Below are 14,706 nucleotides of genomic sequence, written 5' to 3' on the forward strand. Positions count from 1 at the left end.
TTAGTGGGTTAATTTCTATATTAATAGGAAATATCTACTTCTGAAATACTATGGTCATGTAACCTAATAAATTGTATTTCAAGGCAGCCTTCAATAAACCTAGCTTTTGCTCCTTTCCTTTTTACTGGAGATGGAAGCAAATATTTATTTTGATCTAATTGATTTGGGTAGTTGTGAACAATTAATTGATGGTTTGTATGCTGTATTTTAATCTTTCCAACATCGTCTTTAGAAACAGGTAGTTTTACATATACAAAATCGTTTGTTTCAAAAATTTCTGGCGACGATTTTTTGGCAGTGTTTCCTCTTTTTTCATTTTGAGTAAGTTCTCCTTGAAATGGAAAGCTTTGAGTGAAATCTTCTCCAAAAACATTTTTCATTACTGATTGTATATAGTTTTCAACTTCCTTTGGATTCATTTTATTAATGTGTTGAGTAAATCCCTTTTGATCGAATGGAAATTGTTTATTCCAAGGAAACATTTTTTCACATCCTTAATGATGAAGATAGTTATTAACATGATATGCAATGTAAAAGAAAACGGTTAGCAATGCTTATATCTTGTAGGACATGAACTTTCAAGTTTATAATGAACGTTAAGTGCATAAGAAGTGAGGTTATAGAAGTGAATACATCAGCAGGAAATACATACAAACAAGGACTTATTTATACAGCGGGATCATATTTACTTTGGGGGATATTACCTTTATATTGGAAAATGATTGAAAATGTATCAGCAGAAGAGATACTAGCACACAGAATATTTTGGTCATTTTTATTTATGCTCATTTTACTTTCTTTAAATAAAGAATGGAAAAATATAATAGTCGCAAGTAAGAGGATGATAAAACAACCGCTATTATTTCTTTCATTAGTTTTCTCATCTTTACTAATAAGCATAAATTGGTTTGTATACATATGGTCTGTTAATAATGAACATATGATTGAGGCAAGCTTAGGATATTATATAAATCCTTTAATAAGTGTCCTTTTAGGAATGATCTTCTTTAAAGAGAAGTTAAATTTTTGGCAAAAGATGTCCTTCGGTGTTGCGGCAATTGGTGTTATGATCATGACAATTCATTATGGGGAAATTCCATGGGTAGCTTTAACTTTAGCATTAAGCTTTGGATTGTACGGGTTGACGAAAAAGCTGACAAAATTCAGTTCAACAATTGGCTTAACGTTTGAGACGATGGTTGTAACTCCGATAGCAGTATACTATTTATGGGTGATAGCTAGTCAAGGCAAATCTGAATTTTTAGCTTTTGATGTATCAACAAATTTATTATTGGTAGGAGCAGGCGTCGCAACAGCTTTACCATTATTACTTTTTGCAAGTGGTGCACAACGCATCCCATTATTTATGGTTGGAGTGCTCCAATATATAGCACCAACCATAACGTTAGTTATCGGAATTGTCGTATATAAAGAACCGTTTACGACGATTGAAATGGTTACATTTACGTTTATTTGGAGTGCATTAATCCTTTTTACATTATCTAATTCAAATTACTTTAAAAAAGTTGAAGTAAAACGATCAAGAAAAAATACAATTGGTATGTAAAGAAGAGAAGAAATTGAGGGATTATGATGGGTGCAAAAGAATTATTAGATGCATATCGACAACTATGGATAAACCGAGAACTACCTATTGAAATTGATGAGACTGAGACTTTGAGAGCTGCAATTGAAAAGGAACTAAAGGATGAAATGACACATCCACGACTTCGGAAAAGTCCTTATGAGAAGTTTCACATATCTGTCAAAAGAATTGTCTCTTCTACATTAAATGATGACTACAAAATAAAATTGATTGATTCACATATTAACGTACTTGAAACGCTCACGAAATAAATTTAATAAGGGAGTTATAAAAATGAAGCCAATAACAAAACAAGCTGTACAAGCATACTTAGAACAATTTTTAAACAAAACAGTTTATATACATTTAGAAACGACAACAGGAGCATACTCTGCTCATAAAAACGAATCAAACATGACTGTAGTTGCATTTATTCGAAATACAAAAGTAACGTATCATCAAGCAAAAATTACTGGAAATGGTCCTTATCGTGTCGGATTAAAAATGAATGAAGGATGGATTTATGCAGAGGGTTTAACGGACTGGGTCTATAATGATGAAAATCAACTATTAATGGCTGGTCACAACTCAGAAGGACAATTAGCTATTGCTTTACAAATAAGTGAAAAACCGTTCCAGTATTAAAATTTAATGCGTTAAAATTAATAACTAAAGAGGAGATTGAAAATGAAAGAACATGTTTTAGTAATTTTACCGCACCCTGATGATGAGTCATTTGGTGTTGCAGGACTAATTGCACAAAAAAGAAAAGCTGGTATTCCGGTTACATATGCTTGTGGTACCTTAGGTGAAATGGGAAGAAATATGGGAAATCCACTTTTTGCTAATCGTGAATCTTTACCAATTATCAGGAAGAAAGAGTTAGAGGACGCTTGTAGGGCAATGGACGTACAAGACTTAAGGATGCTTGGACTCCGTGATAAAACAATCGAATTTGAAGATGATGAAGAGTTAGCTGATATGATGGAGGAAATAATTGATAATGTTGAGCCCACACTTATTGTTACGTTTTATCCAGGGTTTGCAGTCCACCCGGATCACGATGCATGCGGTGCTGCAGTTATTCGTGCATTAAAACGTCGACCGATTGAAAAACGACCTGTAACCTATTGTCTGGCTTTTTCAAATAATCGCTTTGAAAAAATTGGTGACCCAGATATTACGATTAATATTACAGATGTAGCGGATATAAAATTACAAGCACTTAAGGCTCACCGTTCACAAACTGAAGGGATGTTAAAGCAGATGGAAGAAAAGCTATTAAATAATGATCCAGAAGCTAAGCATTGGTTTGAGCAAGAAACGTACTATACTTACAAATGGGAAGACAGGGAAAAATAGGGTTTACTCAATAATAAAATCATATTTAATACATACAAAAAAGCTAATTCACTGAATTAGCTTTTTTGTATTAGGGCAATCTCATTTTTCCTCTGAATAATATGAAGTCGAATTGACAGTCCAATAGCACCCGCTGCGAGCCCAGAAATTAACCCGATCCAAAATCCAAATGCATCTAATGTTGTATAGGTTGCTAACATATAGCCGACAGGTAATCCGATAACCCAATATGAGACAAGAGCCATTATAAAAGTAATATTGACATCCTTATATCCTCTTAAAACTCCTTGAATAGGAGCAGCGATTGCATCTGAAAGTTGAAAAAATATTGCATAGATTAAAAAGTCCTGAGTTAGTTTTAATACAGCTGCATCTGACGTATAAATAGATGCAACCTCAGGACGGAAGAAATAGATACAAGCTGCAGATAAAGCTGAGAGAAAGATAGCCAATCCAATTCCTATATAACTATATTGCTTTGCATCCTTTAACCGTTTTGCACCAACTTCATGGCCAACAATGATTGTTAAGGCCATTGAAATACTTAATGGAAGCATATAAAGAAAGGAGGCGAAGTTTATCGCAGCTTGATGGGAAGCGATCGTTATCGTATTGTATTGGCTCATTAATAGGGTAACAGCGGCAAAAATACTTGTTTCAAAAAAAATAGATAATCCAATAGGAATGCCTATTTTTAATATCTCATTCCATGCCTTAAAAGAAGCCTTATAAAATGTTTTAAATACGTAATACTCTTTAAAAGGAGACTGCTTCATAATAATGACTAACGCAATGACAGTAATACACCAATACGTAATAGCAGAGGCAACACCTGCACCGATTCCCCCAAGTTTAGGAAACCCGAATTTTCCAAAAATAAATAAATAATTAAACACAAAATTAATTGGTAGTGAGGTTAAAGTAATAAACATTGTCACTCTAGTAAAACCTAGTGCATCGATAAAACATCTTAAAACAGCGTAGATAAACAAAGGTAAAATTCCAAAAGATAAGGCAATTAAATAACCCTTTGCAATATGGCGGACTTCTTGTTCTAGGCCCATGTTAGTTAAGATTGGATCTAAAGAAAAATAACCAACAATGATAATAATTATTGAAAGTATTACACTTAAATATAAACCTTGGATAATTATATTTGGTACTTCTTTATTTTTGTTAGCACCAACTAAATGAGCAATAATTGGTGTTATGGAGAGCAAGATTCCACTTAATCCGGTATAAACTGGCACCCATAGACTTGAACCAATCGCAACCCCTGCTAAGTCAGTAGGATGAACTTTTCCTGACATTGTTGTATCGAAAAAGTTCATCGAATACAATCCTAATTGTGTAATGAGTATCGGGAATAAAATACTCGATAATTGAATGATTTTTTCGCGTTTTGTAACTGTTTTCTTCATATAAATATCCTCGTTTCTTCTTGTTGACTAGAGAATTATAACATGAAAAAAACAAAGAAACCTTATTTTGGTTGATTGTCTGATTTTCTCGATTCACCTTTAAACATTTGATAATAAAAGAAGCCTAATGAAAGTACTCCAAGGATACTAAAGGTATATTGTAGTATTTTATGTGTTAGCATTGGCAAAACCTCCCATTACTAGTATGTTGAAATAATTGGAAAAGATACATTTGAAAATAAAATGACTTTTTTAGAATAAAAATATCTTTCATAATTATCTTGCAAAATAATAAAACTAAAACAAAGGAAGGGGCGGATATTTTGGAAGGCTACAATACAGTTACAAACATTAAGAATCATATAGCTTTTCATTTAGAACAAATTATTGAAGAAGCAGAAACGATGAGATCTTCGATAGAGGACAAGGACTATTGCTTATTATGTGAACTTGCACATATTAAAGAACAGTTTAATGAAATTCAAACTTCTGCTTCCTTTTTTTACTTAAAAACCTATATAGCAGACTTTACACAAAATTACATTGACATCGCAAAGGCTATTCAAAATTTATCTGAGCGACGCCATGGAGCACTAATAATTGTTGAACGTAATAATCCAGTTGACAGCCTCCTACAAGGGGGTATTCAATTAAATGCAAATCTATCGAACAGATTGATTGAAAGTATATTCTTTCCGGGAAATCCTTTACATGATGGCGCACTTCATATAAAAGGGGACTATATCGTATCAGCTGCGAATGTCTTACCATTAACTACGCAAAACTTTGGAAATGAAAAAGTTGGTACAAGGCATCGAGCTGCAATTGGACTTTCAGAATTGATAGATGCCCTTGTATTAGTGGTTTCAGAGGAAACAGGCAGAATGTCATTTGCCTTGGACGGTACACTATATCCAATTAGTACGGCAAAAGATAGTATTCACTAGTTAAATCTACATTAAGTTCTAAACTTTGGAATTGTATTGCTATAAAGAGAAATTCAAAACCTTTGTAAATATTAACGATTAAAGATCATGTAATACACTTTCATATCAAAAAGGAGGCTGACAATTATTAAATCAGCCTCCTTTTTACATTTATTTTTTTAATATCAAAGGATTTTAGTAAAGATTTCATTGTCAGCAACTACTTGTTTATGTATGATAAAAATGAAGAAATTTGTTTCATTTTACCTATTTTTATCTATTTATACCATATTTCTAATAATTTTGTAGTTTTTCGTCTACTAATCTATTAAACTAAATTTGTATACAAGCGTAGGAGGTACTATTTGTAATGAAACAAAAACTGATTGGATTGACAGCAACAGCTGTAGTAGGATCGTCCCTATTTACTTCAATAGCAGCAGCAGACAATGTGAAGGTGGAAAGTGGGGATACTCTTTGGGAGTTATCTCATAAATATAACACGTCCGTTAATACATTAATGAGTCTGAATGGATTAAAGTCGGATTTCTTAAGAGTAGGACAAGTTCTGGAAATTCCAGGTACAACTAATAATCCGTCTTCTGGAACACCAGTTAAATCTGAAACAACACAAAAAACTTCTACTAAAGCACATAAGGTGAAATCTGGAGATTCTTTATGGGATTTAGCTAGGGCGTATGGTACATCAGTAACTGAATTGAAAAAGCTCAATGGTCTAAAAAGTGATATGATTTATGTAGGGCAAAATCTGATCGTAAATAAATCGACTACAGAATCAACAGGTAATAGTCAAACAGAAGAACCTGTTAAGCAGCCGACTCAAACAGGTACAACTGGTTCATACAAAGTGAAATCTGGTGATTCTCTATGGAAAATCGCCAATAAGTATAACCTAACTATCGCAGAGATTAAGGTTGCTAATAATCTAACATCAGACATGCTAAGAATCGGGCAAGTTTTAAAGCTGACTGGGGAAGTAAATACATCTTCTGAGGATAAAACAGTTACACCGGAAACCACAACCAATTCAAGTAAAGTTGATAAAATGATTAGTGAAGCTAAAGCCTTAATGGGTACTCCGTATAGATGGGCTGGGAATACACCTTCTGGTTTTGATTGCAGTGGATTCATTTACTATGTCCTAAATAAAGTTACATCTGTTTCTCGTTTAAGCACAGCAGGGTATTGGGATACGATGAAGTCAATTAGCACACCTTCTAAAGGTGATTTTGTCTATTTTACAACCTATAAAGCAGGTCCCTCACATATGGGAATTTATTTAGGAAATAATGAATTTATTCATGCTAGTAGTTCTGGTGTTACAATCTCCAACTTAGATAATTCCTATTGGAAGCAACGTTATTTAGGTGCTAAACGTTTCTAAAAAATTAATTAACTATCCAGCAAAATAAGAGCCTAAATTGATAGGTTCTTTTTTTGTTGGTTAAAATTTCAGAAAATACAAGCTACTACCAGCATTCTTCATTATTTAGTTAAAGCTCTTTTCTAAAAGATTGTTGTATTTGAACAATACTGATTAGGTTGATTAGAACGGATATGCGAGACTCCTGTGGGAGTAGTGGGACAGATGAGACCCCGCAGGCTCTTCGCGCTGAGGAGGCTCATCGCCCGCCCCATGGAAAGCGAGCATCCTGGAGTGCCAATCAACCAACCTAAAACTATTTTAAAAGCAACAAAGTTTGCGAAAACAGCCTTAGTTAACAACATTCTCTATTCGTTTCCTTTGTAACCACCACTCGTTTCTAGTATACTCATCTTTGGTTATGTTAATAAAAAGAGATAGATAAGTTAGAAAGAAGGACTATTTAAATGGATAATTTACAATCTTTTAATTTACCTGATGAAATAAAAACACTTATACAAAATCGTTCACAAAGCCCAATTAATGAAGAAGAAGCTTTATTAGTAGGAAAAGGTGGATTTACGCCATCAGATGATTCGATTTTAATAGATGCAATGATTGCACTGGCATTAGGGAAAAATGTCTTATTGAAAGGCCCAACAGGATCTGGAAAGACAAAGCTTGCAGAAACATTGTCTAATTTATTTCAACAACCAATGCACAGTATAAACTGTTCAATTGATATGGATGCGGAAGCACTTTTAGGATTTAAAACGATTGAAAATCAAAATGGATCCACAACGATTAAATTTGTGAATGGTCCTGTTGTAAAATCGATGAAAAGTGGACATTTATTATATATTGATGAAATAAATATGGCGAAACCTGAAACATTGCCTATTTTAAATGGAGTGCTTGATTATCGAAGAATGATCACAAATCCATTTACTGGTGAAGTTATTAAAGCAGATAGATATTTTGGTGTGGTTGCAGCTATCAATGAAGGATATGTTGGGACAGTGCCATTAAATGAGGCGCTTAAAAATCGTTTTGTCGTCATCGATGTACCTTATATTCAAGGTCAAGAATTAAATAATGTCTTACAAAGCCAATCAAGACTTACTGATAAAAAATTATTAAATACCTTTACGAAGCTTTCAGCAGATTTGCTTGCACTTGTACATAATGGGCAAGTATCTGAGGAAGCAGCTTCAATTCGTGCATTAATAGACACCTGTGATTTAGCAGGATTTTTACCACCACTTCGCGCCATTGAAAGAGGAATTGTTGATAAGTTAGAGGATGAAAGGGAAAAAGCGGCCATTCGCAATCTAGCAGAGACTTTATTCGAGTGAGGTTATTACATTGAGATTTATTAAGTTTAACGATCAACAAGTTGATTCCTTTTTATTTATGGAATTGTCTGACCTTGCAAAGGCACTTACGAAACTGAGTGATATTGAGGTTGACTATAGTGTGCAATCTTATATAGACCCCGTACAGCGCAAAATATATGTTAGCCATTTTTGGGATCATCGTGAAAAAAACGAAACCGTTCCTGCATTGAAAAGTGATATTTATCTAAGATGTATCGGTAATTTTTATCATACAAACTTTCAAGAAATTGGATTATTTATCGAAAAAACGAAGCTATTAAAGCTGAATGGCTTTGCGAAACAATTATGTATGTTATTAGAAGATTTACGCCTCGAGGAAATTTGTAAAAAAGAACGCCAAGGTACAAAACGAGCATTTGAGGTAAGAAGAAATTTATATCGAAAATATTTTCATAGTCAGCTAACCATTCATCAAGAGCGTAGTATATTGACAGATGCTCTCTTTAATACTCTTTATTTACGTTTAACAGCACAATCTCCATTAGAACAAATGCCAATATTATCAGATAGTGTGGATCGTGCTCTTCCATTTATTGAATCTAAAATCTTTCAAGTGTATGAAGTAAATACAACAAAAGCGGTCATTCAAATTGTCTTAGACATTATGGATGTTTTAGAAGAAATGCTTGAAAAAGATATGTTAAATACCTATTTCTATTTAGCGGATTTACCATATGGATCCTATGAAACAAATAGTCTTTTTGATGAGTTAAAACGAAAATCAAAATTGAAAAATAAAGACTCTTTGGAAGAAGCTAAAAAAGGTGATGAAGATGTACATGGAGATAAGTTACCAACATGGCATAGTGAAACAAGCAAACCTACGAAAAGCTTTTTGCAATTTGATTTAGAGCAAGGGACAAACACGACAATAAATGGGGATGGCATTGTCCGTGAAGGTGATGATGGTGATCAAGCACTTGCGATGGTACAAGGTACGTCAAAGAAAGCGAAAAAGAACGATTATTCAAAATTAGAAGCATTGGAAAATAAAAGTGAAGATCGTTCTATGGCAGGTGACCTTGTATATGGTAAAGAAAATAAATTTGCAGTTCCTGTATTTGTTGAAGCTAAACAACCTTTACCAAACGAACTAGAACAATACAAAAAAGATCGCAATGACATTCTCTTATTTCAGAATAAGCTAAAGCTTATGATTCAGAAAACATTGGAGCATAAAAGAACGCTACCTAGAACAGATCTTCATATCGGAAGGTTAAATAAAAAGCTTTTAAGACTTCTTACAGATGAAAATCCGAAGCTTTTTTATAAAAAACAAGAAAAATCGCAGCAAATAGATGCTGTTTTTACGCTCTTAGTTGATTGTTCGGCATCCATGTTTGATAAAATGGAACAAACGAAATTAGGAATCACACTTTTCCATGAAACGTTAAAATCAGTGAGAGTACCACATCAAATCGTTGGATTCTGGGAAGATACGAATGAGGCCTCAAAAACACGTCAACCAAATCATTTCCACACAGTAATAACATTTGAAGATTCGCTAAAGCAACAATCCGGTCCTGAGATCATGCAGCTTTCACCTGAAGAGGATAACCGTGATGGATATGCTATAAGACATATGACAAAGCAATTAACGATGAGAAATGAAAAACAAAAATTTCTTCTCGTTTTTTCAGATGGTGAACCTGCAGCGATGGGATATGAGAGAAATGGTATTATCGACACACATGAAGCAGTTTTAGAGGCGAGAAAACTGGGAATAGAAGTAATGAACGTTTTTTTATCACGAGGAGAAATTGACGAACCCACAAAGAAGACAATTCAGAATATATATGGAAAATATAGTATCTTTGTTGATAAAATAGAAGAGCTTCCAGAGCAACTATTCCCGTTATTGAAAAGATTACTTTTAAAGACCATTTAACGGTAGACCTCTAGCTCTTATTTAAGAAACTAGAGGTCTTTTATTAATGCTTGAACAATCCTTATTTAATTAAATTTACTTGATCTATTAGTTTTAAAAAAAAGTTGATAAAAATACTCTAAAAAAATAAAAATTAACCTTTTTAACCCAGAATTTGTTGTATGATAGTATCATGGAAAACAAGTTATCAGTAGGGGGTTTTAAACCTTTCGATCAATTACTGTCTGCTTTTTAACTATAAATAAAAAAATATGAAATTTTTTTGAAATTTTTCATTAACTTCGCTTGGAATGTTGAGATAGCAATGGTAAAATAGGGTTTGGAAGCGTTTCAATATCATACTACTATACTTGTATCACTAAATAATATTGTAGGATAATATTTAACTTTCCTACGTATCAGAAATTTTTTCTGATCATTTACGAATAGTTGGGGGTAATGTTAGATGTCAGAAGGTACACTGAAGAGAAAATTCCCTTGGGAAGACTTCCATGGTCCAAACCTCGGCTATGTCATGGAGCAATATGATCAATATAAAGTTGATCCAAACTCTATTGATATAGAATTAAAGGAAATCTTTGATAACTGGGGCTCTCCTTCTATACAGACTAATCAAATGACAATATCAGCTGATAACGAACATCTTAGTGCTGATAAAATGACCAAAATTGCAGAAGCAGTTAATCTAGTAACAAATATTCGCAGACATGGACACTTAAATGCAGCTATTTATCCGTTTGAGGATTGTAGTGAAAAAAATGAATTTCTTCTTTTAGAAGAATATGATTTGACAGAAGAGGATTTAAAGGATATACCTGCTCATCTATTATGTAAGGATGCTCCAGCACATGTAACAAATGGGCTAGAAGCGTATAAATACTTAAAAGAGGTATATAAAAGTTCAATTGCATTTGAATTCAGCCATGTACACAATTATGAAGAAAAAACTTGGCTAGTAAAGATGGTTGAATCCGGTAGTATTTTTAAGGATTTATCTAAGGAAAAACGTACTTCTATTTTAAAACGATTAACAGAGGTTGAAGGTTTTGAACAATACCTCCATCGCACTTTTGTTGGACAAAAGCGTTTTTCAATTGAAGGGTTGGACATGCTAGTACCAATTCTAGATGAATTGATTTCTAGTGCTGTACAAGTTGGTACAGATACAATAAATATTGGAATGGCCCATCGTGGTCGCTTAAATGTATTAGCACATGTACTTGGCAAGCCATATGAAATTATTTTTTCTGAATTTCAACATGCACCGAATAAAGAATTAGTACCTTCTGAGGGTTCAATAGGCATTAATTATGGTTGGAGCGGTGATGTTAAGTATCATTTAGGTGCTAATAAACAGATTAAAGATGAAAACACAGTTCGAGCGAAAGTAACATTAGCAAACAATCCAAGTCACTTAGAATTTATTGATCCAATTGTTGAAGGTTACACTCGTTCAGCTCAAGAGGATCGTTCCGAAAAGGGCTATCCTAAGCTAAATGTTAGTGATGCTATGGCCATCTTAATTCATGGGGATGCTGCATTCCCGGGTGAAGGAATCGTTGCTGAAACGCTTAACTTAAATAAGTTAACAGGTTACCAAACTGGTGGGACGATACATATCATTGCCAATAATATGATCGGATTTACAACAGAAAGCCGTGATTCTCGTTCAACAAAATATGCTAGTGATTTAGCAAAAGGTTATGAAATTCCAATTGTCCACGTAAATGCAGATGATCCAGAAGCATGTTTAGCTGCTGTATTGATCGCAATGGAATATAGAAATAAATTTAAAAGTGACTTCTTAATCGATTTAATCGGCTATAGAAGATTTGGACATAACGAAATGGATGAACCATCAATGACTCAGCCTAAGTTGTATGAAAAGGTTCGTAAACATCCAACAGTTCGTGAATTATATGGTAATAAATTAGAAAATGAAGGCGTTTTAAAGTCTGAAGATATTAAAAATATTATCGAGGAAGTTGAAACAACTCTTGAGAAGGCTTTTCAAAAAGTACCTGATAAAAATGTAGCACAGGCTCACGAAATAAAACTTCCTGAATTTGTGAATAGTGGTTTGCCGGATTTAAAAACTGCAGTAGATAAAGCTAATTTACTAAAATTAAATGAAGAGATTGTGAACTGGCCTGAAAACTTTAAAGTATTTCCTAAGCTGCAAAGAATTTTAGAGAAAAGAGCAAAAGAACTTTCTGAAAATGGAAAAGTAGATTGGTCTTTAGGAGAAGCGTTAGCCTTTGCGTCAATTTTAGAAGATGGTACTCCAATCCGTTTAACAGGACAGGACTCACAACGTGGTACATTTGCCCATCGACATATTGTTATTCACGACATTGAAAATGGAGAAACTTATTCACCGCTTCACCGTTTAACAGATGCAAAAGCATCATTTGCTGTTCACAATAGTCCATTATCTGAGGGTTCTGTACTGGGATTTGAATATGGATATAATGTGTTCGCACCAGAAACATTAGTTTTATGGGAAGCACAATTTGGTGATTTCGCAAATGCTGCCCAAGTATTTTTTGATCAGTTCATAGCAGCAGGTCGAGCGAAATGGGGTCAAAAGTCTGGTTTAGTCATGCTTTTACCTCATGGATTTGAAGGGCAAGGTCCTGAACATTCAAGTGCTCGTTTAGAGCGCTACTTACAATTGGCAGCAGAAGATAGCTGGACAGTTGCAAATTTAACAAGTGCAGCTCAATATTTCCATATTTTACGTCGTCAAGCAGATTTGTTGAAACGTGAGGAAGTTCGTCCATTAGTCATTATGACTCCAAAAAGCTTATTACGTAAACAACAATCAGTTTCTGATATAAATGAGTTAAGTGAAGGGGAGTTTAAGCCTGTAGTCGAACAACCAGGACTAGGACATACTCCAGAAAAAGTGAAAAGACTTGTATTATGTAGCGGAAAAGTTTCAATTGATCTAGCAGATAAGCTAAAAACTATTGAAGACAATACTGATTGGGTACACATCTTAAGAGTAGAAGAACTTTATCCATTCCCTAAAAAGATTATTTCATCGATTATTGAGAGCATGACATCTCTTGAAGAAATAATCTGGGTTCAAGAAGAACCACAAAATATGGGTGCTTGGTTGTTTATTGATCCTAGATTACGTGATATCGCACCTGAGGGAGTTCCAGTACGATATATTGGTAGAAGAAGAAGACAAAGTCCTGCTGAAGGAGATCCAAATATTCACAAAAAGGATCAAGAAAGAATTGTAACTGAAGCATTGACTCAAAAAGTATTAGACCAATCATTTGTAAATTCTAAATAAATAGGAATCACTTGCAAATTATCAGCTTTTCATTTTTATAGCAGCTTGGATGGATAGCTTAAAAGTGTTGCAAGTGCTCAAGGGGGAACCAACATGGCTGAGATTAAGGTACCAGAATTAGCAGAATCTATTACTGAAGGAACAATTGCACAATGGCTAAAGCAACCAGGTGATTCAGTTGAAAAAGGTGAATACCTTTTAGAGGTAGAAACTGATAAAGTTAATGTTGAATTAACAGCAGAATTTTCAGGTGTTTTAAAAGAGACACATAAAGAGTCCGGTGATACTGTACAGGTTGGAGAGACTATTGGTGTCATTGATGAAAAAGGACAAGCTTCAGCGTCAACACCAGAGCAAACAACAGCTGAAAAAGTAGAACCTAAAGCTGAAGAGCCAGTGAGAGGGCAAAATGATGGTGCAGAAGGAGATAATAAACAACGTACGATTGCTTCACCTGCTGCAAGAAAACTAGCACGTGAGCGTGGCATTGATTTACAACAGGTTCAAGTAACTGATCCACTAGGACGTGTTCGTAAACAAGATGTTGAAGCACATTCTGTTCAAGCTCCTGTGAAACAGGTTCAAGCAGAACAAGTAAAACCACCGGCAAAATCAACTGTGGCTGTACAGCAAGAGCAACCAGGTAAACCTATTGAACGTATCAAAATGTCAAGACGTAGACAGACGATAGCTAATCGTTTAGTAGAAGTCCAACAAACAGCTGCAATGCTGACAACGTTTAATGAAGTTGACATGACAAATGTAATGGAAGTTAGAAAACGTCGTAAAGACAAATTTTTCGAACAGCATGATGTCCGTTTAGGATTTATGTCTTTCTTTACAAAAGCAGTTGTGGCTGCATTAAAACAATACCCATTATTAAATGCTGAGATTCAAGGTAATGAGATTGTAATGAAAAAGTTTTATGATATCGGTATTGCTGTTTCAGCACCAGAAGGTTTAGTTGTACCAGTAGTCCGTGATGCTGATCGTTTAAATTTTGCTGGTATTGAAGGTGAGATATTAAACCTTGCTACAAAAGCTCGTGACAATAAATTAGGTCTGAGTGATTTACAAGGTGGAACATTTACCATTACAAATGGTGGGGTCTTTGGTTCATTATTATCAACACCAATTCTAAATGGACCACAGGTTGGTATTCTCGGTATGCATAAAATTCAGCTTAGACCAGTTGCGATTGACGCTGAAAAAATGGAAAATCGTCCGATGATGTATATTGCACTATCTTACGATCATCGTATTGTTGATGGTAAAGAAGCAGTAAGTTTCTTAGCTACTGTTAAAGCACTTCTTGAAGATCCAGAATCTTTATTATTAGAAGGATAACCAGGTTAAACAGAATGGTGAATTTCATCATTCTGTTTTTTTTGAAGTTTGATAGGAACGATTATTCATACCAACTAGATTAATGAATG

12 protein-coding genes are annotated in these 14,706 nt (G+C 34.2%); 10 read left to right on the top strand and 2 right to left on the bottom strand.

What is annotated here, in order from left to right:
* Window positions 1-20: 20 nt before the first annotated feature.
* On the bottom strand, window positions 21-482 hold the full coding sequence (locus WCV66_RS14190; protein ID WP_338785784.1) for an Hsp20/alpha crystallin family protein: 462 nt from the start codon (window positions 480-482) through the stop codon (window positions 21-23).
* 143 nt (window positions 483-625) lie between these two features.
* Here WCV66_RS14190 and rarD point away from each other — a divergent pair, with 143 nt between their 5' ends.
* The 4 genes from rarD to bshB2 are packed head-to-tail and all read left to right on the top strand — an operon-like array spanning window position 626 to window position 2,947.
* Complete coding sequence (gene rarD, locus WCV66_RS14195; RefSeq protein WP_338785785.1) at window positions 626-1,567, top strand: EamA family transporter RarD; 942 nt, start codon at window positions 626-628, stop codon at window positions 1,565-1,567.
* 26 nt (window positions 1,568-1,593) lie between these two features.
* The gene (locus WCV66_RS14200; protein WP_066332789.1) at window positions 1,594-1,857 is read left to right on the top strand and encodes a hypothetical protein; all 264 of its coding nucleotides are present in this window, start codon (window positions 1,594-1,596) and stop codon (window positions 1,855-1,857) included.
* 22 nt (window positions 1,858-1,879) lie between these two features.
* Complete coding sequence (locus tag WCV66_RS14205; RefSeq protein WP_066332792.1) at window positions 1,880-2,230, top strand: YojF family protein; 351 nt, start codon at window positions 1,880-1,882, stop codon at window positions 2,228-2,230.
* 42 nt (window positions 2,231-2,272) lie between these two features.
* Window positions 2,273-2,947 (top strand): bacillithiol biosynthesis deacetylase BshB2, encoded by a 675-nt coding sequence (gene bshB2, locus WCV66_RS14210; RefSeq protein WP_066332796.1) that lies wholly within the window; start codon window positions 2,273-2,275, stop codon window positions 2,945-2,947.
* A gap of 56 nt (window positions 2,948-3,003) precedes the next feature.
* Here bshB2 and WCV66_RS14215 read toward each other — a convergent pair whose 3' ends face one another.
* Window positions 3,004-4,368, bottom strand: a complete 1,365-nt coding sequence (locus tag WCV66_RS14215; protein WP_338785787.1) for an MATE family efflux transporter — start codon at window positions 4,366-4,368, stop codon at window positions 3,004-3,006.
* Window positions 4,369-4,691: 323 nt separating this feature from the next.
* Between WCV66_RS14215 and cdaS the strand changes: the two genes are divergently transcribed.
* The 6 genes from cdaS to odhB all read left to right on the top strand — a co-directional run bounded on the left by cdaS (window position 4,692) and on the right by odhB (window position 14,617).
* Entirely contained in the window at window positions 4,692-5,315 is a 624-nt protein-coding gene (cdaS, locus tag WCV66_RS14220; RefSeq protein ID WP_232329029.1) for a sporulation-specific diadenylate cyclase CdaS, read from the top strand.
* Window positions 5,316-5,664: 349 nt separating this feature from the next.
* Entirely contained in the window at window positions 5,665-6,699 is a 1,035-nt protein-coding gene (locus tag WCV66_RS14225; protein ID WP_338785788.1) for a LysM peptidoglycan-binding domain-containing protein, read from the top strand.
* Between the two features lie 446 nt (window positions 6,700-7,145).
* Window positions 7,146-8,033, top strand: coding sequence for an AAA family ATPase (locus tag WCV66_RS14230; protein ID WP_185653497.1), 888 nt, complete (start codon window positions 7,146-7,148; stop codon window positions 8,031-8,033).
* A gap of 10 nt (window positions 8,034-8,043) precedes the next feature.
* The gene (locus WCV66_RS14235; protein WP_338785789.1) at window positions 8,044-9,963 is read left to right on the top strand and encodes a cobaltochelatase CobT-related protein; all 1,920 of its coding nucleotides are present in this window, start codon (window positions 8,044-8,046) and stop codon (window positions 9,961-9,963) included.
* Between the two features lie 445 nt (window positions 9,964-10,408).
* Entirely contained in the window at window positions 10,409-13,270 is a 2,862-nt protein-coding gene (sucA, locus tag WCV66_RS14240; RefSeq protein ID WP_338785790.1) for a 2-oxoglutarate dehydrogenase E1 component, read from the top strand.
* Between the two features lie 93 nt (window positions 13,271-13,363).
* The gene (gene odhB, locus WCV66_RS14245; RefSeq protein ID WP_066334126.1) at window positions 13,364-14,617 is read left to right on the top strand and encodes a 2-oxoglutarate dehydrogenase complex dihydrolipoyllysine-residue succinyltransferase; all 1,254 of its coding nucleotides are present in this window, start codon (window positions 13,364-13,366) and stop codon (window positions 14,615-14,617) included.
* Window positions 14,618-14,706: the final 89 nt, after the last annotated feature.

The sequence above is a fragment of the Metabacillus rhizosphaerae genome (genome assembly GCF_037201795.1).
Classification (GTDB): Bacteria; Bacillota; Bacilli; order Bacillales; family Bacillaceae; genus Metabacillus; species Metabacillus rhizosphaerae.